Here is a 22,341-nt window from a genome sequence, read left to right as displayed (position 1 = left end):
GGTCCTACCGCGTGGTGATCGAACTACGGAAGGCGAGCGGCGAGGCGATGGTCTTGATCGTCTCGATTCCCTCGCCGACGCCGCGAATCGTCACGTCGCCATAGTTGAGAATCCGTCCAAGAATGGTCTGGTCGACGTCGACGCTCTCGACCTTGTCCAGCGCCATCTCGAAGGTACGGCGCTTGATGAACCCGGTCTTGTGCACGACCCGGAGATTGGTGACGTCGGTCTCGGTGGTGAAGCGATGGAACCAGCCCTTGATGGTCCAGTACAAGGCCGCCAGGGCCACGAGACCCGCGCCTCCCAGGCAAAGCAAGACGAGCCCGTCAACCGTGACCTGCCGCGACAGGATCAGCAGCACCAGCGCCACGATCCAGGCCACGATGGCCGGAAAATAGAAGATCCAATGCGCATTGGTCGAATACAGCACCCGCTCGCCCGGTTGCAGGATCTCGTCGATATAACGCGCCATGATCTGTGTTAACCCAATAGCCCCGCACCTGCCCCCGCAGGAACCCGCTTGCCCCCGGCCCCGCCGCTCTGTATACGCGCGGTCGGTATCCGCGAGGCACCCGTCCGGTGCGGTCACCATACTGATCCTTATGAGGGAATGCACGCGCCGTCATGAGCCGCCTCGTGATGAAATTCGGCGGCACATCCGTCGCCAACATCGAACGTATCCGCAACGTCGCGCGCCATGTGAAGCGCGAGGTCGACGCCGGCCATGAAGTAGCCGTTGTCGTCTCGGCGATGTCCGGCAAGACCAACGAGCTGGTGGCCTGGTGCACCGAGGCCTCGCCCATGCACGATGCGCGCGAGTACGACGCCGTCGTGGCCTCCGGCGAACAGGTGACGTCCGGCCTGCTTGCCATCGTGCTGCAGGGCATGGGCATCCAGGCCCGCTCCTGGCAGGGCTGGCAGATACCGATCAAGACCAGCGACGCCCATGCCTCGGCCCGAATCGAGGACATCGACGGCAGCGAGATCATCAAGCGCTTTAGGGAGCGCAAGGAGGTCGCGGTGATCGCCGGCTTCCAGGGCATCAACCCCGAGACTGGTCGCATCACCACGCTCGGCCGTGGCGGCTCCGACACCTCGGCCGTGGCGGTCGCCGCCGCCGTCAAGGCGGACCGTTGCGATATCTACACCGATGTCGACGGCGTCTACACGACCGATCCACGAATCGTGCCGAAGGCCAAGAGGCTCGACAAGATCGCATTCGAAGACATGCTGGAACTGGCCTCCCAGGGCGCCAAAGTGCTCCAGGTCCGCTCGGTGGAACTCGGCATGGTCCACAACATGCCGATTTTCGTCCGCTCAAGCTTCGACAAGCCCGAGGACATCGACCCGCATGCCAACCAGCCGCCCGGCACGCTGATCTGCGGCGAGGAGGAGATCATGGAAAGCCACGTCGTCACCGGTATCGCCTTCTCCAAGGACGAGGCCCAGATCTCGGTGCGCCAGATCGAGGACAAGCCGGGCGTCGCGGCCTCGATCTTCGGCCCGCTGGCGGACGCCAACATCAACGTCGACATGATCGTTCAGAACGTTTCTGAAGACGGCAAGACCACCGACCTCACCTTCACGGTGCCGGCCGCCGACTACACCCGCGCCAAGGACACAATTACCGCCGCCAAGGCCAAGATCGGCTATGCCCGGCTCGACACCGCCACCGACGTCGCCAAGATCTCGGTGATCGGCAGCGGTATGCGCAGCCATGCCGGCGTTGCTGCCCAGGCGTTCTCGGCCCTCGCCAGACGGAATATCAATATCCGGGCCATTACAACCTCCGAGATCAAATTCTCGGTTTTGATCGATGCGGCCTATACCGAGCTTGCAGTGCGCACCCTGCACACGCTCTACGGCCTCGATCAGACTTAGACGAATTTTCTCTTAGCGGTCGCAGCAAACGCGAAGGCGTCCACACATTCGCGTTTGGCAGGCGTTTTGCTTGGCAAAAGAAGCCCCAATTCGCTATACGGCGAACAGGGTTGGCTGCCGAAAACTGTGCCCCAGTTGAAGCGGTGTCGATTCGGCAAAAGCGTCAAGGCTCACTAGATTGAGCTTGGGCCGGCGCCGGACGAGCAGGCTTTGTTGCTTTTCTGCATTTCTGGGCCAGCCGCCGACGACCCTTTCGGGCTCGGCAGACGGAGGAGATTGACGGTTCATGCGGAGCGCGTCGGGAGGTCCCCGCGTCTTATTGAGACGGCTCCGCGAAACCATGGCGGAGCAGGTTTCGGCCCAGGAGCGGCTGGACAAGATCGTGGTGCTGATCGCCGCCAATATGGTGGCCGAGGTCTGCTCGGTCTATGTGCTGCGCGTCGACAACACGCTCGAGCTCTACGCCACCGAAGGTCTCAATCGCGAGGCGGTGCATCACACGGTGCTCAGCGCCCATGAGGGCCTGGTCGGCCTCGTCGCCAGCGAAGCGACGCCGCTCAATCTAAGCGATGCGCAGAGCCACCCGGCCTTTTCGTTCCGCCCCGAGACCGGCGAAGAAATCTACCACTCCTTCCTCGGCGTCCCGATCCTGCGGGCCGGCAACACGCTCGGCGTGCTGGTGGTGCAGAACCGCGCCAAGCGCAACTATGTCGAGGAGGAGCTCGAGGCGCTCCAGACCACCGCCATGGTGCTGGCGGAGCTGATTGCCTCCGGCGAACTATCCGCGCTGGCCCAGCCGGGCCAAGAGCCTGCCGCGCGCCATTCCGCGCAGAAGGTCGGCGCCATCCTGTCGGAAGGCATCGCGCTCGGCCATGTCGTGCTGCACGAGCCGCGCGTGGTCATCAAGGACTACATCGCCGAGGACCTGCCGAAAGAAATCAAGCGGCTCGACACCGCGCTCGCCAAGCTGCGCGCCGATCTCGACCGCATGCTTGAGCGCGGCGACGTCGCGGAGGGCGGCGAGCACCGCGAGGTGCTGGAAGCCTATCGCATGTTCGCCAACGACCAGGGCTGGTCGCACAAGCTGCATGAGGCGGTCGCCACCGGCCTCACCGCGGAGGCCGCCGTCGAGCGCGTCCAGTCCGACACCCGCGCGCGCATGCTGCGCTCGACCGATCCATATTTGCGCGACCGCCTGCACGACCTGGAAGATCTCGGCTACCGGCTGATGCGGCAGCTGGTCGGCCAGGACCACGCGCCCTCCCGCGAGCAATTGCCCGACAACGCCATCGTCATCGCGCGTGCGATGGGCCCGGCGGCGCTGCTCGACTACGACCGCAAGCGCCTGCGCGGCATCGTGCTGGAGGAAGGCACCGCCAATTCCCACGTCTCGATCGTGGCGCGCGCGCTCGGAATTCCTGCGGTCGGTGAAGTCCCGAACGCGCCGGGTATCGCCGATCCCGGCGACGCCATCATCGTCGACGGCACGTCGGGCTCGATCTATGTGCGCCCCTCGCAGGAAATCGAGGCCGCCTTCGCCGAGCGCGTGCGCTTCCGCGCCCGCCGCCAGGCGCAGTACCTCGCACTGCGCGACCGGCCTTGCGTGACCAAGGATGGCCAGAAGGTCGAGCTCATGATCAACGCAGGTCTCGCCATCGACCTGCCCCATATCGAGGACACCGGCAGCGCCGGCATCGGCCTGTTCCGCACCGAATTGCAATTCATGGTCGGCCAGAGCCTGCCGCGCACCAGTGACCAGCTCGCGCTCTATCGCACCGTGCTGGATGCGGCCGGCAGCAAGCCCGTCACCTTCCGCACCCTCGACATCGGCGGCGACAAGGCGCTGCCCTACATGGAAGCGGTGGTCGAGGAGAATCCCGCGCTCGGCTGGCGCGCGATCCGGCTCGGGCTCGATCGGCCCGGCCTGTTGCGCGGCCAAATCCGCGCGCTGTTGCGCGCCGGCGGCGGCCGCGCACTGCGCATCATGTTCCCGATGATCTCGGAAGTCGCCGAATTCGATGCGGCCAAGGCGCTGGTCGAGCGCGAACTCACATATTTACGCCAGCACGGCCACACGCTGCCGGAGCGGATCGACATCGGCACCATGGTCGAGGTGCCCGCCCTGCTCTACCAGCTCGACGAGCTCCTGAGGAAGGTCGACTTCATCTCGGTCGGCTCGAACGATCTGTTCCAGTTTCTGTTCGCTGTCGATCGTGGCAACCCAAAAGTGTCCGAGCGCTTCGACACCATGTCGGCGCCGATCTTGCGCGCGCTGCGCGACATCGCACGCAAGTCCCATGCGGCCAAGAAGTCGCTTTCGCTCTGCGGCGAAATGGCCTCGAAGCCGGTCGGCGCGCTGGCGCTGATCGCACTGGGTTATCGCTCGCTCTCGCTGTCGGCGACCGCCCTCGGCCCGGTCAAGGCCATGGTGCTCGACCTCGACGCCAGGAAGGCCGAAGCCATGCTCGGCCCGTTGCTGGACGCGCCCGCGGGCAGCGTCTCGATCCGGCAGAAGCTGACGGAATTTGCCGAGGCCGAAGGCCTGGCGTTGTAGCGGGCCTGGCGCCGCTTCCGCTCACCTCGCCTCCGCCCGCCCATTTGAGACTGAACCGATGTCGCCACTCCCCGAAGCCAAACTCGACGTCCTGCTCGCGCATCACGCCTCGCTCGAGGCCGAATCGCTCGGCCAGCTCGCCTCCGACCGTTATGTGCAGATCACCCGCGAGCTCGCCGAGATCACGCCGCTGATCGAGGCGGTGAAGACCTATCGTTCCGCAGTCAAGGAGCTCGCCGACACCGAGGCCCTGATCGCCGATCCCGCGACAGACGCCGAGATGCGCAGCATGGCGGAAGCCGAACGCGACGAGCTGACGGCCAGGATCGAGGACCTGGTCCAGAAGATCCGCGTCGCGCTACTGCCCAAAGACGCCATGGACGACCGCAACGTCGTGCTGGAAATCCGCGCCGGCACCGGCGGCGACGAGGCTTCGCTGTTCGCCGGCGATCTGTTCCGGATGTACGAGCGCTTCGCCAGCCTGCAGGGCTGGAAGGTCGAGGTGATCTCGGCCAGCGAAGGCACCGTTGGCGGCTACAAGGAGATCATCGCGGAGGTGCAGGGCCGCGGCGCGTTCTCCAAGCTGAAATTCGAATCCGGCGTGCACCGCGTGCAGCGCGTGCCCGATACCGAGACGCAAGGGCGTATTCACACCTCGGCGGCGACGGTCGCGGTGCTACCGGAGGTCGAGGATGTCGACGTCGACATCAAGAACGACGATCTGCGCATCGAGACCATGCGTGCGCAGGGCGCCGGCGGCCAGCACGTCAACAAGACCGAATCGGCGATCCGCATCACCCACATCCCGACCGGCATCGTGGTGATGATGCAGGACAGCCGCTCCCAGCACAAGAACCGCGCCTCCGCCATGAACATCCTGCGCTCGCGCATCTACGACGCCGAGCGCCAGCGCGTCGACGCCGCGCGGTCGGCCGAGCGCAAGGAGAAGGTCGGCTCCGGTGACCGCAGCGAGCGCATCCGCACCTATAACTTTCCACAGGGGCGCGTGACCGACCATCGCATCAATCTGACGCTCTACAAGCTGCCACAGGTGATCGCGGGGGAAGCACTCGGCGAGCTGATCGACGCTCTGACCACCGAGCACCAGGCCGCGCAGCTCGCCGCGCAAGGCGCGGCGGCCTGACGCGTGAGCAATCCCTTCACCGGACAATCGATCGAGAGTGCACGGCGCACGCTGGCCACACAATTGAGGTCGGCGCAGCGCGACGAAGCCGATCTCGATGCCCGCATCCTGCTCGGTGCGGTGCTCGGCCTCGACCTCACCGGCCTGATCGCGCAGGCCACCCGCTCGCTCACGGATGCCGAGGCGTCGCGGCTCGCGCAGCACGCACAGCGTCGCATCGCCGGCGAGCCGGTGGCGCGCATCCTCGGGACACGCGAATTCTGGGGACTGCCATTTCGTCTGTCCGAAGCAACCCTGGTCCCGCGTCCCGATACCGAGACCGTGGTCGAGCTTGCACTCGAAATCCTTCGCGAGCAGAAGGCAGCTTATCCACCTCGCATCGCCGACATCGGCACCGGATCCGGCGCGATCCTGCTGGCGCTGCTGCATGAGATCCCTGACGCTTTCGGCGTCGCCACCGATCTCAGCCTGACCGCGCTCACAACCGCCAGGGACAATGCCACAGCGCTCGGCCTTGCCGACCGCGCCGCCTTCATTGCCTGCTCCTATGCCGCCGCGCTCTCGGGTCCCTTCGATCTCATCGTGTCGAATCCGCCCTATATTCCATCCGCCGAAATCCCTAAATTGAGCATCGAGGTGCGCGAACACGATCCGCATCTGGCGCTCGACGGCGGCAATGACGGATACGACGCCTATCGCGCCCTGATCCCGCAGGCGAGCGAACGTCTCGCCCCCCGCGGCGCGCTGATCGTGGAGGCCGGACAGGGCCAGGCCGGAAATATTGAAACCTTGATGCTGGCTGCGGCGTTAGTGGTGGACAGGCCACCCAAGGCCGATCTGGCGGGTATTCCGCGGGCCGTTTCGGCCCGAAAAATGCCCCCATAAAAGCCGGAATGGCCTGTAAAAACCTCTTGGAATATCCCGTGGGAACGACTACGTTCCGGTCAACACATCGGTGCCGGCCCCGTAGACCTACGGGCGAAAGCCGGGCTCTCGGGCGAGAGCTTACTGATATAGGTTCCAAGCCGCAGGTCCTGTTGAGCGCGATGGCCAGTGGAGCTGCGCTGCACTCCGACCGCAACGTGAACGAAAGCCTGAATTTGCGCTTGAAGACTTACGCAAGAAAGCTGGGCTTGTTTCGGCAGGCGATATGAATGGGTTCGCTGGCAATGAATGCTGGCGGGTGGGGAACGCGTCTTTGTTGAACGCGACGGTCGACGAACATCGGCAGGGTTCAGGACCCTCTTGCGCGCGGTGCGTGCGAGAGTCGTGAACCGCTGTCACCAGGCCACTCCTAGCAATCAGTAACGCGTGCAACCTTTAGGGCTGGAATTAAAGGCAGGACATGAGAAACGGTCAGAACAAGCAGCGGATGCGCAACCGCAACAACAATAACAACAACAACCGGCGCGGCCAGAACCCGATGACCCGGGTCTACGAGTCCAACGGGCCCGACATCAAGATCCGCGGCACGGCTTCGCACATTGCTGAAAAGTATCTTCAGCTCGCGCGCGATGCGCGCTCCTCCGGCGACCCGGTTGCAGCCGAGAACTACTACCAGCATGCCGAGCATTATTTCCGCCTGATCGCCGCCGCCCAGGAGCAGTTCCGCCAGAACCAGCAGCAGCCGCGCGGTGACGAGCCGACCGCCAGTAACGACGACGGCGAGGACGATGGCGAGAATTTCTCGGCTTTCGGCCAGGAGCCGGGCTTCGTGCCGCAGCCGCCGCAGCAGCCTTTCATGCGCGACCGCGACGGCCAGCGTGATCAGCAGCGCGAGAACCAGCAGCCATATCACCGCGACCAGCAGCAGCCGCGCGAGCACCGCGAACGCGACCATCGTCCGCAACCGCAATACCAGCCGCCGCAACCGCCGAACCAGCCGCAGCCCGTCATTGCCGATGCCGGCAACGTCGATCGCCTGCCCTCCTTCATCACCGGCGCGCAGCCGCAAGTGAATGTCGGCGCGAATGGCGGCCAGGGCGGTTTCGAGGGCGGTGGCGGCAGCGAGCGTTATCCGCGGCGGCGGCGTCGGCCGCATGGCCCCCGCCCCGAGCGCGAAGCCGCGCCGGCGGCATCCAACGACGATCTCGCGCCCGGCGAATGAGCTGGTTGGTTTTCGTAAACTGAATCGTCCCGGCTCCGCCGGGACGATTTGCTTTCAGCTCCGGGTTACCGTCGTCGAGGACGGCACCAAGACGGGCTTCGCCAACGAGGGAATCAGCCGTGTCCGCTCGCGCTTGGCGGGAATCGCGCGGTAGACCTGCTTGGTGGCTTCGACGATGTGCACGCCGGCAAAGGGCAGTGACAGCGCCGCGCCGGCGCGCTCCCACATCTGCGCCGATTTCAAGACCCAGCCGCCGGCATAAGGCGGCATGAACAGCGCCTCGCCCCAGGCGGTCGGCGTGAACCAGGTCTGGCGCAGCAGCTCGGTGATCTGTGAGCGCGAATAGGGCCGGCCGTGGCCGAACGGCGTGCTGTCGGTGCGCGTCCACACCCCACGCCGATTCGGGATCACCGCAATGACGCGGCCGGACGGCGCCAGCACGCGCCAGACTTCGCGCAGCAGCGCAGCCGGGTCGTCCGACATCTCGAGCGCGTGGACCAGGAGAATGCGGTCGACCGCGGCGTCAGGAAGCGGCAGCGAGAATTCATCGACCAGCGAGGCCAGCGCCGGCCGCCCCGTCGGCCATTTCAGGACCCCCTGGGCCGCCGGCATGAACGCGAGGCAGCGCTCCGCGTCCTCGCGGAACAGTCCGAGATAGGGCGTGGGATAGCCGATGCCGAGTACGCGTTGACCCGCCGCGCCCGGCCAGCGCTGCCTGATGCCACGGTTGATCATTTGTCGCGCCACGATCCCGAGGCGGCGGGAATAGAACTCGCGGAGGTCGACGACGTCGATGGTCATGGCGGCAATGTAACATGCGCAAGGCCGCCGCCGCGCGCGGAATATTGCATTGCCTGCGCGACGTTAACGCCATATTTGTCTGGCGGGGCTGAGCGCGATGGAGATGTCATGGCCGCCGAAATTCGTACTTTCACCTGTTTAAGCGACAATTTCGGTTATCTGATCCACGATGAGGAAACCAAGGCGACGGCGTCGATCGACGCGCCGGAGGCAGGTCCCATCCTCAAGGCGCTGGAGCGCGAGGGCTGGCAACTCACCGACATCCTGATCACCCATCATCATGGCGATCATGTCGGCGGGGTCGCCGAACTCAAGCGGAAATTCAGTTGCCGCGTCGTCGCGCCGCACGACAAGACGACGAGAATTGCCGACGTCGATTTGCGTGTCGCCAATGCGGACGTGGTCAAGATCGGCAACCTGCTGGCGCGGGTCGTGGAGACGCCGGGCCACACGCTCGACCACATCTCTTACGTGTTCGACAATGAAAAGACCGTGTTCGCCGCCGATACGCTGTTCTCGATCGGCTGCGGCCGCGTGTTCGAGGGCACCTATCCGATGATGTGGGACTCGCTGTTGAAGCTGCGGGCCCTGCCCGACGACTTCAAGCTCTATTGCGGCCACGAATACACGGCGTCCAACGTCAAGTTCGCGCTCACCATCGAGCCGGACAACGCGGCGCTCCAGGCGCGCGCAGCGGAAGTTGCGAGGCTGCGGGCCGAGAACAAGCCGACCATTCCCGCCCTGCTCGGCGACGAGAAGCGGGCCAACGTGTTCCTGCGCGCCGATGAGCCATCGGTCGCAGCCAGGCTGCACATGAAGGGCGCGGATGCCGCCGCGGTGTTCGGCGAGCTACGCGAGCGCAAGAACAAATCCTGAAGCACAAGTCCTGACGGGGATCGATGCCGACTGCAGCCGAGATCATCGCCCGCCTCGAACTTCGCCCCCATCCCGAAGGCGGGCACTACCGCGAGACGTTTCGCGACCAGACCACGGATAGCAACGGGCGCTCGCGTTCGACCTTGATCTATTTCCTGCTCGCGCGCGGCGAGCGCTCGCACTGGCATCGCATCGATGCAGTCGAAGTTTGGCACTATTACGCCGGCAGTCCCTTGATGCTGCGCATCGCGCACGAGGGCTGCTCGCAGCACGAGGTGCAGCTCGGCACGGATCTCGTGAGCGGCGAGCGGCCGCAGGCCATCGTGCCGGCGAATGCCTGGCAGATGGCGGAAACGACCGGCGAATGGACGCTGGTCGGCTGCACCGTCGCGCCCGCATTCGAGTTCGCGAAATTCGAGCTCGCGCCGCCGGGCTGGGAGCCGTAGGCCCGTTCACTGCTTCCGCAGCACCATGTCCTTCGCCGCGATCAGGCCGCCACCGGCGATCAGGATGGCGGCGATGGCGATGTTGGTGCTGGCTTTCGCAAAGCCGGCAGCGATGAGGAAGCCGGTCGACAATAGCGGCGTCGCATAGGAGGCGGCGCCGAGCACGCGGATGTCGCCGCGCTTCATGCCGATGTCCCAGGCGTAGAAGGCAGCACCGACGGGACCGATGCCGAGCGCGGCCACGGAGAGCCATTGCAGCGCGGTCTCCGGCCAGACCGTGGTTTCGAGCAGAGCATGCATCAGCGCGGCAAGCGCGGCGGTGGCGAGGCAGAAGCCCGCGACCGCGTCGGTCGGAACCGCCTTGAGCCGGCGTGACAGCACCGAATAGCTCGCCCAGACGAAGGCGGCGATGAAGGCCGCGACCAGTCCCGGCACCGCGCCCGACGCGAAGCCCGAGGTGTTGCCGGCCAACAGCAGCACGGTGCCGACAAGTCCGAGCACGGCGCCGGCGATGTGATGCAGGGCGAGCCGCTCGCCCGGCAGGAAGGACGAGAACAGCACGATCAGCAGCGGCCAGAGATAATTCAAGAGGCCGGCTTCTGCCGGCGGGGCGAAGCGCAGAGCAAGGAAATAGAGCGCGTGATAGCCGAACAGGCCGCCGACGCCGACGACCCAGACGACGAGCGGCTGGCGCACGCTGCTTGCCGCCTCGCCGCGACCAATCCAGGTGAGCAGGCCGACGAGACCGCCGATCGCGAAGGTCATTGCGGCGAGCTGGAACGCCGGGATCTTTCCAGTCGCCACCGTCATCACTGACAGCAGCGACCACATCAGGATCGCGGTCAATCCGATCAGCGTCGCGGTGCGGGGAGTCATCGATCAAGGGCTCTGAGGACGCTTATGCCCGGCGCGGAGCCGGGCATTTGCGTCTTCACTATCGCCTTGTCGCGCCTGAGGCTACAGGCTTTTGGCTCAAAGCCTGCGGCCCTATCAGGCCTGATACTGGCCGCCATTGATGGTCATGGTCGACCCGGTGATGAAGCCGGCCTCGTCCGCCGCCAGGAACACGACTGCCCGCGCGATCTCCTCGGGCTCGCCGAGCCGGTTGACGGGAATCTGCGGAATCACGCTCTTTTCCAAAACGTCCTTCGGCACCGCCTGCACCATTTCGGTATTGATGTAGCCGGGGCAGATCGCGTTGACGGTGATGCCGCCCTTGGCGTTCTCGAGCGCGAGCGCCTTGGTGAAACCGATGTCGCCGGCCTTCGCCGCTGAATAGTTGACTTGCCCGAACTGCCCCTTCTGGCCGTTGATCGACGAGATCGAAATGATGCGGCCGAACTTGCGCGCACGCATGCCCTCGATCACCTGGCGCGTCATGTTGAACAGCGAGCCGAGATTGGTGTTGATGACAGCGTTCCACTGCTCGAGCGTCATCTTGTGGAACGCGGTGTCGCGGGTGATGCCGGCATTGTTGACCAGCACCTCGATCGGGCCGAGATCGGCCTCGACCTTCTTCACGCCCTCGGCGCAGGCGTCGAAACTGCTGACGTCCCATTTGTAGACCGCGATGCCGGTCTCGGCCTTGAACTTCTCCGCCGCAGCATCGTTGCCGGCATAGCTCGCCGCAACCTTGTAGCCCGCCGCCTTCAGCGCCTTGCTGATGGCAGCACCGATGCCCCGCGTACCACCCGTGACCAATGCAACACGTGCCATGTCGTATTCCTTCCCTTGGACTCTTCGGACGTTTCTGACGCGATCGTTTTTTAACTGCGGATTATGCGGGACGTTTGACGGACATCAAGAACAAAACGCCCGGCGTCGAGCCGGGCGTTTCTCTTTAGTCGAGACGTGCGCAGTTGCGAAGAATATTTGATTTGCAACCGCCGCCTTTTTAATCGCGTGCAACGCACTCATTGACGTGTGCAGCGCACGCGCAAGTTAAGGTACGTGTCAGGTTCTTCTCAGTCGCGTGCCAGACACATCGCAATGCCCATGCCGCCGCCGATGCACAGCGTGGCAAGGCCCTTCTTCGAATCGCGCTTCTGCATTTCGTGCAGCAGCGTGACCAGCACGCGGGCGCCGGACGCGCCGACCGGATGACCGATGGCGATCGCGCCGCCATTGACGTTGACCTTGGAGGTGTCCCAGCCGAGGTCCTTGTTGACGGCGCAGGCCTGTGCCGCGAAGGCTTCGTTGGCTTCGATCAGGTCGAGATCACCGACATTCCAGCCGGCCTTCTTCAGCGCGGCGCGCGAGGCCGGGATCGGGCCCGAGCCCATGATCTTCGGATCGACGCCGGCCTGCGCCCAGGACACGATGCGGGCAAGCGGCTTCTTGCCTTCCTTGGCGGCCTGCTTGGCGCTCATGAGCACCACGGCGGCAGCGCCGTCATTGATGCCCGAAGCAGAGCCCGCAGTGACCGTGCCGTCCTTCTCGAAGGCCGGCTTGAGCTTGGCCATCGCATCGAGCGTCGCGCCATGGCGCGGATATTCGTCGGCGCTGACGACGACGTCGCCCTTGCGGGTCTTGATGGTGACGGGAACGATCTCGTCGTTGAACTTGCCGGCCTTCTGCGCGGCCTCGGCCTTCTGCTGCGAGGCGACCGCGAACTCGTCCTGTTGGGCGCGGGTGATCTGCCACTGCCGCGCGACGTTTTCGGCGGTGTTGCCCATGTGATAGCCGTTGAAGGCATCCCACAGGCCGTCCTTGATCATGGTGTCGACCAATTCGAGACCGCCCATCTTGACGCCGCCGCGCAGGTGCTGGGCGTGCGGGGCCATGCTCATGGACTCCTGTCCGCCAGCGACCACGATCTCGGAATCGCCGTTGAGCAGCGCCTGGTAGCCGAGCGCGACCGTGCGCAGGCCGGAGCCGCAGAGCTGGTTGACGCCCCAGGCCGGGCTCTCCACCGGAATGCCGGCGGCGATCGAGGCTTGACGGGCTGGGTTCTGGCCCTGAGCTGCGGTCAGGATCTGACCCATGATGACCTCCGAAACCCGGCCGGGCTCGATGCCGGCGCGCTCCAGTGCAGCCTTGATGGCGATGGCGCCGAGATCATGGGCGGGAAGAGTCGCGAACGCTCCGTTGAAGCTTCCGACCGGGGTGCGGGCGGCGCTGACGATGACGACATCGTCTGACATGGGCATCTCCTGAGGTTGAATGGGGGTAGGCGGGGCTGGGGAAACGGCTCGCCAGTCTCGGTCGGCATCCTGTTAACGTCATTGCGGCATGTCAATCGGCCGGCGGCCGAATTCATGCCGCAGCGCATTCAAAATAGCGTTCTTGGCGCTTTCGCAAGCACGTTTTTGCTCTCCGATTAACCGTGCCGCACAAAACGGTAGCGTGACCCCTTTGAAAATGCTTATTTTGTTGCGTTGCGTACTCTTCCCGCCCTGCGGCATAGCCCGCTGGGTTCCTGTTCTCCGCGTTTGCAAGTGAGAGCCCATGGCGAAATCAGACCAACCCACCACCATCAAGAAATACGCGAACCGCCGGCTCTATAATACCGGAACGAGCACTTACGTGACGCTCGAGGACCTCGCCGCCATGGTCAAGGACGGCGAAGATTTCCTGGTCTACGACGCCAAGACCGGTGACGACATCACCCGCTCCGTGCTCGCCCAGATCATCTTCGAGCAGGAGAACAAGGCCGGCCAGAACCTGCTCCCGACCACCTTCCTGCGCCAGCTCATCCGCTTCTACGGCGACAGCATGCAGATGGTGGTGCCGAAATATCTGGAACAGTCGATCGCGACACTGACGCAGGAGCAGGAGAAGTTCCGCAAGCAGATCGCCAACACGCTGTCCGGCACACCGTTTGCGCCGCTCGAGGAGCAGGTCCGCCGCAACATGGAGCTTTTCCAGCAGACCTTCTCGATGTTCAAGCCCTTCGCCGCGCCCCGTCCGGCGGCCACTCCGGAGCCGGAGCCCGATGCAAATGCCGAGGCGCCGAAGGACAGCAACATCGACGATCTGCGCCAGCAGATGAAGGAAATGCAGGAACGCCTCGAGCGGATGTCGAAGAAGGACGAGTAGGTCTATCCATTGAGCCGGCTCTCCGCGAGCCGGAGGACGCAACATGCCCGATCGACGCGCGCATTGGGATAACGTCTACGCCACCAAGGGCGAAGCCGAGGTCAGCTGGTTTCAGAACAGCCCGGCGACCTCGCTCGCGATGATCAGAGCAGCCAATTTGGACCGCGAGGCCGCCATCATCGACATTGGCGGCGGCGCATCGCGATTAGTCGATGCTCTGTTGCAGGACGGACATCGCGACGTCGCCGTGCTGGATCTCTCCGCCAATGCGCTTGACGTCGCGAAGAAACGCCTCGGCGCAGCCGCTTCAGTGGTTGACTGGATCGTTGCCGATGTCACGACATGGCGCTCAGCAAAGACCTACCATCTATGGCACGATCGCGCAGCGTTTCACTTCCTGACCGAATCCCGCGACAGGGCCGCCTATGTCGAGCGCCTGCGGTCGGCGCTTGCGCCCGGCGGCTACGTCATCATCGCGACGTTCGCGCCCGACGGTCCGGAGCAATGCAGCGGCCTGCCGGTGCAGCGCCATGACAGTTCGAGCCTTTTGGCGGAATTGGGGGCCGAGTTCGAGCTGATCGAGACGCGTAGCGAAATCCACCATACGCCGTGGCATTCGACGCAGGCGTTTCAGTTCAGCCGGTTTGAGCGAAGCCTTTAGAAACGGTGTCATGCCCCGGCTTGCCGCCTTCGCTAAAGCTTCGGCGGCCGAGCACCCTTGAGGCCCCGGCGTAGCCTTGGCGGAGCCGGGACCGGGGGCATCCAGCACGCCGCGCCTATCGAGGAGTCACAACTGTCTCTGGAATACTGGATCGCCAGATCAAGTCGGACGATGACAGCGGAGTAATGGCAGCTACGCCGCCAGCTTCACCGCATGCGCAAAATCCCAATAGAGTTTTCGCGCCCGGGCGTAGAACGGACCCGGCTTCAGTTCGCGCTCGTCGATGCGGACAACCGGCGCGACTTTGGCGAAATTGCCGGTGGAGAAGATCTCGTCAGCAGCGAGGAAGTCGGCATAGCGCAGCGTCTTCTCGACCACGGCGACGCCGTCGGCGCGAAGCAGGTTGATGACGCGCTGGCGCGTGATGCCGTTGAGGAACGTTCCGTTGGGCACGGGGGTGTAGACCACGCCGTCGTTGGCCATGAACACGTTGGAATTGCCGAACTCGGCGACATTGCCGAGCATGTCGAGCATCAACGCGTTCTGGAAGCCGCGCGAGGCGGCCTCAGCGAGCGCGCGCGAATTGTTCGGATAGAGGCAGGCGGCCTTGGCCTCGACCGGCGCGCATTCGGCGGTAGGCCTGCGAAACGGCGACAGCGTGATGGCGTTGCCGACGGGTTTTGGCATCGGCGCCTCGTAGATGCACAGGCACCAATTGGTAGTCTCGGGATCGAACAGCACGCCGCCGCCCGAACCGTGCTGCGCCCAATACATCGGACGGATGTAGAGCTCGGCGTTGGCCGCAAAGCGCGCAATGCCCTCGCGCGCGAGCGTGAGCCAGGTGTCGGTATCGACCACCGGCTTGAGGCCAAAGTTGACCGCCGATTGATTGGCGCGGGCGACGTGGCGGTCGAGATCGGGCGCCACACCCTCGAACGCACGCGCGCCGTCGAACACGACAGAGCCGAGCCAAGCCGCATGCGTCCGAGGGCCCATGATCGGCACATTGCCGTCCTGCCATTTGCCCTCGAAGAAGGTCCAGCTCGGTGAATATTCGATGGGCTTCCTGATCTCGGCCATGACCGGCCTCCCTGGCGTGATGCCGCATTAACGCGCCACTATTGGTCGCAATTTCTAAATGATTCCCTGCGGGAAGACAGTTACCCTCTTCCCTTGTCGGAGAATGAAAGATCCATGCCGCTCGATCCGCTCGCAAAACGTTTGTTGACCATGATGGCTGCCGCCGCGCCGCAGACACGAAGCCGGCCGAGCGTCGAGGCACGGCGGCAGTCGCTCGCGAAACTGATGCAGTTCGCGCGCGCTGATGCGCCGGATGTGACGACGTCCAATGGCAGGCTGCCGGGTCCTGGCGGCGAGCTGCCCTATCGCCTCTATGCGCCCGCAAGTGCCGGTGAACGCACGCCGGGATTCGTGTTCTTTCACGGCGGCGGGCTCGTCGCCGGCAGCATCGCCACGCACGACCGCATCGCAGCGGCGCTGGCGCATGCGACGGGCTGCCGCCTTGTCTCGGTCGACTACCGGCTCGCGCCCGAACACAAATTCCCTGCCGCCGTCGACGATGCGATCGCCGCCACCGAGTGGGTCGCGCGTGAAGCGCCAACACTCGGCATCGATGCGGAGCGGCTGGTGGTCGGCGGCGATTCCGCCGGCGCCACGCTGGCTGCGATCGTGTGCCAGGAGGCGATGCAGAACGCAGGCCTCTCCATCGTCGCGCAATGCCTGATCTGCCCGGTGCTGGATTTCGAGGAGATCTCGCCGTCACGCGAGGCGTTCGCCGAGGGCCACCTGATCGATCGCGCCACCATGGAAGCCGACCTCGCCGACTATCTGCCTCAGGGCTTGGATGCCGCCGATCCCCGCATCTCGCCGCTACGCGCGACACGGCTCGCGGGCCTGCCGATGGCGATCATCCATACCGCCGAATTCGACCCGATGCGTGACGAAGGCAATGCCTATGCGCGCAAGCTGCTGACCGCGGGCGTGGTCGTCGAGCACACCTGCCATGACGGCATGATTCACAATTTCCACGCCATGGGCGCCATCCTGCCGCAGGCGCAGCTCGTGCTGTCGCAAATCGGCGAGCAGGTCAGGCGAGCGGTGGAGAGATAGAACGCCAATCACACCCGCGCGTCGAGCACGGCCCTGGCTGCCACGACATATTCAGGCCAATGTGCATCAGCGTAAAGTTCGGCCTGTCGTGCACAGCTGACGTCGGGTGCATGCGCGGCCGCGATCATGCGCGCATAGCGCTCTTCCGCGACCGTCGTATCCTCGGTGGCAGGCTTCGGCGCGGCGGCCACCGCGGTCGGAGCGATAGCAAGCCCAGCCAGACCCGTGAGCAGGATACGGCGTGAGGTGTTCATGGCTTTCATGTCTCTATTGTCCTGCGCAGTGTTTAGTTCGGCCGTAACCGGCGAATGCGTCGCCGTGGCGGCAGCAAAATAGCGTTCGGCATCCGGATGGTCCAGCAGCCGACGGCGCCACTTGCTCGAACGCGCGACCAGCGCACCGGTTCTGTCGCCAAATCGCCGCACCGGGATGAGCCGCGCGCCCGGTTCGATCCGGGGGCTAATCCGGCACCGGCACGTCGTAGGTGTTGAGCGTGACCGAGACCATGCAGTAGACGCCGACGAGATAAGACAGCTCGGCTGCGCCGTGCTCGCCGAACTCCTTCACGGCGGCGCGCCAGGTCAGCTCCGGCAGCACGCCGCCGCCGACCAGCGCCGAGGCCATGTCGTAGGCGACCGCTTCCTGCTTGGTGAGATCGACCGGCCGCTGTCCAGCGACGATGGTCGCGAGCTTCTCGTCGGACAGCCGCGCTGCTCGGCGACCAGCACGTGGGCGTAGAGTTCGTATCCGGAGCGGAAATGCGAGCCGGTGACGAGGATGGCGACCTCGCGCACCGGTGCCGGCAGCAGCGGGTTCGACGCGATCGCCTTGACCAGCTCCCATACCGGCTTGCCGAAGCGCGGCTCGCGCAGCCAGGGATTCCACGGCCCCAGCAGCGCGCCGTCGTCGCGCATGTTCACAAAACCCTTGAAATGGTCCTTGATGCCGGCTCGCATGTCGTCATAAAGCGGCTTCTGTTCGTCGGCCAGATCCTTGGGATCGAGAATGGAAAGGCGCACGGCGGGATCTCCTCTTTGAGAAGATGCGAAGCTCGCCTGCATGCGCGCGCAGGGCAAGTGAAGTTGCTGTGACGGGCGCGCTCAAAACTCCAGCGGCGCGTTGTCGACGACTTCCTTCATCACGAAGAAGGTGCGGGTCTGGCGCACCCCGGGCAGCGCGATCAGCTGCTCGCCATGGATACGGTTGAAATCCTCCATGTCGCCGACACGGATCTTGAGGAAATAGTCGAAATCGCCGGCGACGAGGTGGCAATCGAGCACGAATTTCAGTTTTGTAATCGCCTGCTCGAAAGTGGCAAAACTCTCCGGGGTCGAGCGGTCGAGCACGACGCCGACCATCACCAGCGTGCCCTTGGCCACCTTCTTCGGCGCCACCATCGCGCGCACAGTCGCAATGAAGCCGTCCTCGAACAGGCGCTGGGTGCGGCGATGGCAGGTGGCGGGGCTGATCGCGACGGTTTCGGCCAGCTCGGCATTGCTGAGCCGGCCGTTATTCTGAAGCAATCGCAATATTTTAAGGTCGATACGGTCGAGCCGGGAAGGCATGGAAGAATCTCTCATCTTTAGCGGTCATCACGGCATAAATAGGCGTAATTGATGTTATTTTTGCAAGCAACGGCGCAAGATTGGTGCAGTATTTGAGAGCACCTTTCTTGCAGCAAGTGCTAGTCGCTGCGGCCAGCCCAATGCCAATCGGGATGACCCATGATGCTGAAAAAATTCGCGCGCTATCCGCTCACCTTCGGTCCGACGCCAATTGAGAAGCTTGAGCGGCTATCGAAATATCTCGGCGGTCAAGTCGAGGTCTACGCCAAGCGCGAGGACTGCAATTCGGGCCTTGCCTACGGCGGCAACAAGCTGCGCAAGCTCGAATACATCATTCCCGATGCGATCGCCTCCAACGCCGACACGCTGGTATCGATCGGCGGCGTGCAATCCAACCACACCCGCATGATCGCGGCGGTCGCCGCCAAGCTCGGCATGAAGTGCCGTCTGGTGCAGGAAGCGTGGGTACCGCACGAGGACGCCGTCTATGACCGCGTCGGCAACATCATGCTCTCGCGCATCATGGGTGCCGACGTGCGCCTGGTCGACGACGGCTTCGACATCGGCATCCGCAAGAGCTGGGAGCAGGCGATCGAGGAGGTGAAGGCGGCGGGTGGCAAGCCTTACGCGATTCCGGCCGGCGCCTCCGTGCACAAATTCGGCGGCCTTGGCTATGTCGGCTTCGCCGAGGAAGTGCGCAAGCAGGAGAAGGAGCTCGGCTTCAAATTCGACTACATCGTCGTCTGCACCGTCACCGGCTCGACCCATGCCGGCATGCTGGTCGGCTTCGCCGCCGACGACCGCGCCTGCAAGGTGATCGGCATCGATGCGTCGTTCACGCCTAGCCAGACGAAAGCCCAGGTGCTCGAGATTGCGCAGAACACCGCAAAGCTCGTCGAGCTCGGCAAGGAGCTCGTCCCCGACGACGTCGTGCTGATCGAGGACTATGCCTATCCCGCCTACGGCGTGCCGTCGGAAGAGACCAAGGAAGCGATCCGCCTCACCGCGCGGCTCGAAGGCATGATCACCGACCCCGTCTACGAGGGCAAGTCGATGCAGGGCCTGATCGACCTTGCGAAGAAGGGCTATTTCGAGAAGGGCGCGAAGATCCTGTACGCCCATCTCGGCGGCGCGCCCGCGTTGAACGGGTATGCCTATGCGTTCCGGAATGGGTGAGGTGGCGCAGATCCCGCCACATACACGGCTGTCGTCCGGACAAGCATGAGCACAGATCCGGCACCGAGAGCCACAGGGTCGCGTTGGGCGAAGACTACTCGCTAGCTCGCCCTGACGATCTGCAACAGCTCGTCGCCGTAATGCTCGAGCTTCTTGTCGCCGATCCCGGGCACGTTGCGGAGTTCATCCAGCGTCGTCGGCCAGGCCCGAACGATGCCGTCGATGGTGGCATCGTGCAGCACGACATAGGCGGGCACGCCGCGCTCGCGGGCGACGTCGGAACGCCAGGAGCGCAGCCGCGCGCGCAATTCGGGATCGATGTCGCCTTGCGGCGCGCTCGCCGCGGGTGCGAGGTCGCCGCGGCGCGATTTGACCCGTCTCGAACGGATGCGGGTGCCGGGCGCCTCCTCGCGCAGCCACACTTCCGTTTCGCCGCGCAGCACGCCCCGCGAAGAGTCCGTCAGCTTCAACGCGCCGAATGCTTCGCTGTCGCTCTGCAAATGCCCCATTGCCACTAATTGCCGCAGTACCGTGCGCCACTGCTTTTCGTTGAGCTCGCGGCCAATGCCGAACACCGACAGCTTGTCATGGCTGAACTGCATCACCTTCTCGGTCAGGCGCCCGACCAGCACGTCGATCAAATGCATTGCCCCGAAGCGTTGGCCGGTGCGGTAGACGCAGGACAACAGCTTCTGCGCCAGCACCTTGCCGTCACGCATTTTCGGCGGCGTCAGGCAATTGTCGCAATTGCCGCAACTCTCGGCCATCACGATCTCGCCGAAATAGGCGAGCAGCCGCCGACGCCGGCAATGCGGCGTCTCGGCAAGGCCGACCAGCGCGTCGAGCTTACCGATCGAGACGCGCTTGAATTCGTCGGAAGCGTTCGACTCGTCGATCATGCGGCGCTGCTGCACGATGTCGGAGAGGCCGTAGGCCATCCAGGCGGCGGAGGGCTTGCCGTCACGGCCGGCGCGCCCCGTCTCCTGATAATAGGCTTCGATGCTTTTGGGCAGATCGAGATGGGCGACGAAACGCACGTCAGGCTTGTCGATGCCCATGCCGAACGCAATGGTCGCGACGATGACGATGCCGTCCTCGTTGAGAAAGCGGTCCTGATTCCGGGAGCGCACGCTGCTGTCGAGGCCGGCATGATAGGGCAGCGCGGCCATGCCTGCGTCTTGAAGCGCGGCAGCGACCTCCTCGACGCGGTTGCGGGACAGGCAATAGACCACGCCGGCATCGCCCATGTGGCGCTCGCGGATGAACTCCTTCAGCTGAGACACCGCATTGCGCTTGTCGACGATCTCGTAGCGGATGTTGGGCCGGTCGAAGCTGGAGATAAATTGCGGGGACCCGGCAAGCTGAAGCCGCTCGACGATTTCCTTGCGGGTCAGATCGTCGGCGGTCGCGGTCAGCGCGATGCGCGGGACATCGGGAAAGCGCTCGGCGATGACGGACAGACCGACATATTCGGGCCGGAAGTCGTGGCCCCATTGCGAGACGCAATGCGCCTCGTCGATCGCGAACAGCGCCACCTTCGCCCGCGCCAGCATCGACAGGCAGCGCGGCGTCACCAGCCGTTCCGGCGCGACATAGAGCAGGTCGAGATCGCCCGCGATCAGGCGGCGCTCCACCTCCGAGGCTTCGTGCGGAGTCAGGGACGAGTTCAGCGCGGCCGCGTTCACACCTGCTTCGATCAGGCCCGCAACCTGATCGCGCATCAGCGCGATCAGCGGCGAGACCACGATGCCGCAGCCTTCGCGCAGCAGTGAGGGGAGTTGATAGCAGAGCGACTTGCCGCCGCCGGTCGGCATCAGCACAAGGCAATTGCCGCCTTCGGTCACGTGCCGGATGATCTCACCCTGCGCGCCGCGGAACCCCGGCAGGCCGAACACCGAATGCAAGACCGACAGCGCGTCGCGGCCGTTGGCCGGAGCAGACAGCGGAGCGGTCGAAGGAGAGGACATGGGCGTGAGGACATTGAGCTTTCGGTCAACGCCAGTCGCACGACCGAGCGGGCATGGCAAGACCGTTTGCGCGGCAGGGTATAGTGTTCCCCTCTCCGCTTTTGAGAGAGGCTGGCTCGCCGCATAGTGAGGGGTCTCTGACCGCGCATTCGATGAGACTTGTTTCGCGGCGACATACCCCTCATGCGGCCCTTCGCGCCACCTTCTCCACAAGAGGAAAAGGGAAGAACAGCCGCTATGCTCCGATCCTTCGCAGCGCCTCCGCGACGGTCAGGATCGGTACACTGCGCTTCTCGGCCGCCTTCAGCGCATGGCGCATCAAATGCGGCGTGCAACCATAGGGGCTCGGCCGGTCGGCGACGTCATGGCCGTACAAGATCAGCCATCCGCCGCTTGCGACCGCCTCGTCGAAATAGCGATCGATGCCTGTCGTATCGATGTCGCGGTCGATCAAGGGCGAAGCACGCAGGAACTGAAGGTCGATGACGCCGTGATTGACGCCGGGAAGGATGCCGCGCGCCGAACGGTAGGCTCTTGCAAGCTGCGGCTTGCGCCAAACCGAGGCGAGACCATACGGATAGGCGAAGTTCTCCAGCATGATCGAGGAATCGATGCTGCGGAAATGGTCGCGATTGCGCTCGATCTCGCGTTCCATGGCGGCTTCGTCGAGATCGACCGCGCTCTGGTGCGAGAAGGTGTGGCAGGCAATCTCGTGGCCGGCGCGGTGAAGCCGCACGATCGCGTCGTTCGACAGGCCCTGCCAATGATCCGACGGCTGATCGATCAGGCTGCCCGAGAGGTAGAATGTGCCGCGGCCGCCATGTTGCTCCAGGAGTTCGGCACCCTCCCCTGCAGCGCTATCTGGGGCATCGTCGAAGGTGAAGCTCACCATCGGCGCGCGCGCAGGCAACCGGTGCGGCGCGGCGCGGAAATGCCGAGCCAGCCGATTGCTCACGCGTCCCTGGAATGCCGACCACACGCTGCGTTTCCCGTGA

Annotated in this window: 21 protein-coding genes and 1 pseudogene; 11 read left to right on the top strand and 11 right to left on the bottom strand. The window is 64.5% G+C overall.

Translation table 11 applies throughout. The annotated features are described in order from the left end of the window. Positions 1-4: 4 nt before the first annotated feature. Positions 5-472 carry a PH domain-containing protein gene (locus tag IVB12_RS08945; RefSeq protein ID WP_247297798.1) on the bottom strand — a complete coding sequence of 156 codons (468 nt, stop codon included), beginning with the start codon at positions 470-472 and terminating at the stop codon, positions 5-7. Between the two features lie 152 nt (positions 473-624). Between IVB12_RS08945 and IVB12_RS08940 the strand changes: the two genes are divergently transcribed. From IVB12_RS08940 to IVB12_RS08920, 5 genes are all read left to right on the top strand, one after another. Beyond that, positions 625-1,881 carry an aspartate kinase gene (locus tag IVB12_RS08940; RefSeq protein WP_247297796.1) on the top strand — a complete coding sequence of 419 codons (1,257 nt, stop codon included), beginning with the start codon at positions 625-627 and terminating at the stop codon, positions 1,879-1,881. Positions 1,882-2,167: 286 nt separating this feature from the next. Then, positions 2,168-4,435 carry a phosphoenolpyruvate--protein phosphotransferase gene (gene ptsP, locus IVB12_RS08935; RefSeq protein WP_247297795.1) on the top strand — a complete coding sequence of 756 codons (2,268 nt, stop codon included), beginning with the start codon at positions 2,168-2,170 and terminating at the stop codon, positions 4,433-4,435. A gap of 58 nt (positions 4,436-4,493) precedes the next feature. After that, the gene (gene prfA / locus IVB12_RS08930) at positions 4,494-5,579 is read left to right on the top strand and encodes a peptide chain release factor 1 (protein WP_247297793.1); all 1,086 of its coding nucleotides are present in this window, start codon (positions 4,494-4,496) and stop codon (positions 5,577-5,579) included. Between the two features lie 3 nt (positions 5,580-5,582). Then, entirely contained in the window at positions 5,583-6,464 is an 882-nt protein-coding gene (gene prmC / locus IVB12_RS08925; protein WP_247297791.1) for a peptide chain release factor N(5)-glutamine methyltransferase, read from the top strand. A 460-nt stretch (positions 6,465-6,924) separates the two neighbouring features. Then, the gene (locus IVB12_RS08920; RefSeq protein WP_247276266.1) at positions 6,925-7,686 is read left to right on the top strand and encodes a DUF4167 domain-containing protein; all 762 of its coding nucleotides are present in this window, start codon (positions 6,925-6,927) and stop codon (positions 7,684-7,686) included. Between the two features lie 54 nt (positions 7,687-7,740). Here IVB12_RS08920 and IVB12_RS08915 read toward each other — a convergent pair whose 3' ends face one another. Then, on the bottom strand, positions 7,741-8,487 hold the full coding sequence (locus IVB12_RS08915; RefSeq protein WP_247297789.1) for a methyltransferase domain-containing protein: 747 nt from the start codon (positions 8,485-8,487) through the stop codon (positions 7,741-7,743). A gap of 108 nt (positions 8,488-8,595) precedes the next feature. Between IVB12_RS08915 and gloB the strand changes: the two genes are divergently transcribed. Together gloB and IVB12_RS08905 are read left to right on the top strand one after the other, a co-directional pair. Next, positions 8,596-9,363: a hydroxyacylglutathione hydrolase gene (gene gloB / locus IVB12_RS08910; RefSeq protein ID WP_247297787.1), complete on the top strand. Its 768-nt coding sequence runs from the start codon at positions 8,596-8,598 to the stop codon at positions 9,361-9,363. 23 nt (positions 9,364-9,386) lie between these two features. Next, on the top strand, positions 9,387-9,809 hold the full coding sequence (locus tag IVB12_RS08905) for a cupin domain-containing protein (protein WP_247297785.1): 423 nt from the start codon (positions 9,387-9,389) through the stop codon (positions 9,807-9,809). A 6-nt stretch (positions 9,810-9,815) separates the two neighbouring features. Here the strand turns inward: IVB12_RS08905 and IVB12_RS08900 are convergent, their stop codons facing one another. The 3 genes from IVB12_RS08900 to IVB12_RS08890 all read right to left on the bottom strand — a co-directional run bounded on the left by IVB12_RS08900 (position 9,816) and on the right by IVB12_RS08890 (position 12,952). After that, positions 9,816-10,685, bottom strand: a complete 870-nt coding sequence (locus IVB12_RS08900; protein WP_247297784.1) for an EamA family transporter — start codon at positions 10,683-10,685, stop codon at positions 9,816-9,818. A 114-nt stretch (positions 10,686-10,799) separates the two neighbouring features. Then, on the bottom strand, positions 10,800-11,525 hold the full coding sequence (gene phbB, locus IVB12_RS08895) for an acetoacetyl-CoA reductase (RefSeq protein WP_247276261.1): 726 nt from the start codon (positions 11,523-11,525) through the stop codon (positions 10,800-10,802). A gap of 248 nt (positions 11,526-11,773) precedes the next feature. Beyond that, complete coding sequence (locus IVB12_RS08890) at positions 11,774-12,952, bottom strand: acetyl-CoA C-acetyltransferase (RefSeq protein ID WP_247297782.1); 1,179 nt, start codon at positions 12,950-12,952, stop codon at positions 11,774-11,776. 304 nt (positions 12,953-13,256) lie between these two features. Here IVB12_RS08890 and phaR point away from each other — a divergent pair, with 304 nt between their 5' ends. Both phaR and IVB12_RS08880 read left to right on the top strand, forming a co-directional pair. Further along, positions 13,257-13,847, top strand: coding sequence for a polyhydroxyalkanoate synthesis repressor PhaR (phaR, locus tag IVB12_RS08885; protein ID WP_247276259.1), 591 nt, complete (start codon positions 13,257-13,259; stop codon positions 13,845-13,847). A 43-nt stretch (positions 13,848-13,890) separates the two neighbouring features. Continuing rightward, positions 13,891-14,508 carry a class I SAM-dependent methyltransferase gene (locus tag IVB12_RS08880; protein ID WP_247297781.1) on the top strand — a complete coding sequence of 206 codons (618 nt, stop codon included), beginning with the start codon at positions 13,891-13,893 and terminating at the stop codon, positions 14,506-14,508. 192 nt (positions 14,509-14,700) lie between these two features. On the opposite strand, the gene IVB12_RS08875 is transcribed toward IVB12_RS08880, so the two are convergent. Then, a complete protein-coding gene (locus tag IVB12_RS08875) occupies positions 14,701-15,588 on the bottom strand; it encodes a branched-chain amino acid aminotransferase (RefSeq protein ID WP_247297780.1) in 888 nt (295 codons plus the stop codon). A 114-nt stretch (positions 15,589-15,702) separates the two neighbouring features. Between IVB12_RS08875 and IVB12_RS08870 the strand changes: the two genes are divergently transcribed. Next, positions 15,703-16,638, top strand: coding sequence for an alpha/beta hydrolase (locus IVB12_RS08870; protein ID WP_247297779.1), 936 nt, complete (start codon positions 15,703-15,705; stop codon positions 16,636-16,638). Between the two features lie 8 nt (positions 16,639-16,646). On the opposite strand, the gene IVB12_RS08865 is transcribed toward IVB12_RS08870, so the two are convergent. The 3 genes and pseudogenes from IVB12_RS08865 to IVB12_RS08855 form a co-directional block, all read right to left on the bottom strand. Continuing rightward, positions 16,647-16,892 (bottom strand): hypothetical protein, encoded by a 246-nt coding sequence (locus IVB12_RS08865; RefSeq protein ID WP_247298006.1) that lies wholly within the window; start codon positions 16,890-16,892, stop codon positions 16,647-16,649. 205 nt (positions 16,893-17,097) lie between these two features. Further along, a pseudogene (locus IVB12_RS08860) lies at positions 17,098-17,657 on the bottom strand (carboxymuconolactone decarboxylase family protein). Between the two features lie 81 nt (positions 17,658-17,738). Beyond that, the gene (locus IVB12_RS08855) at positions 17,739-18,203 is read right to left on the bottom strand and encodes an Lrp/AsnC ligand binding domain-containing protein (RefSeq protein WP_247276253.1); all 465 of its coding nucleotides are present in this window, start codon (positions 18,201-18,203) and stop codon (positions 17,739-17,741) included. Between the two features lie 162 nt (positions 18,204-18,365). On the opposite strand from IVB12_RS08855, the gene IVB12_RS08850 reads away from it, so the two are divergent. Next, the gene (locus IVB12_RS08850) at positions 18,366-19,379 is read left to right on the top strand and encodes a 1-aminocyclopropane-1-carboxylate deaminase (RefSeq protein WP_247298003.1); all 1,014 of its coding nucleotides are present in this window, start codon (positions 18,366-18,368) and stop codon (positions 19,377-19,379) included. 101 nt (positions 19,380-19,480) lie between these two features. Here IVB12_RS08850 and recQ read toward each other — a convergent pair whose 3' ends face one another. Together recQ and IVB12_RS08840 are read right to left on the bottom strand one after the other, a co-directional pair. Continuing rightward, positions 19,481-21,346: a DNA helicase RecQ gene (recQ, locus tag IVB12_RS08845; protein ID WP_247297778.1), complete on the bottom strand. Its 1,866-nt coding sequence runs from the start codon at positions 21,344-21,346 to the stop codon at positions 19,481-19,483. A 235-nt stretch (positions 21,347-21,581) separates the two neighbouring features. Beyond that, a complete protein-coding gene (locus IVB12_RS08840; RefSeq protein ID WP_247297777.1) occupies positions 21,582-22,325 on the bottom strand; it encodes a polysaccharide deacetylase family protein in 744 nt (247 codons plus the stop codon). Positions 22,326-22,341: the final 16 nt, after the last annotated feature.

The sequence above is a fragment of the Bradyrhizobium sp. 179 genome (genome assembly GCF_023073535.1).
Lineage (GTDB): Bacteria > Pseudomonadota > Alphaproteobacteria > Rhizobiales > Xanthobacteraceae > Bradyrhizobium.
Note: the sequence above shows the minus strand (reverse complement) of the source record. Positions and strands in the feature narration are given on the sequence as shown.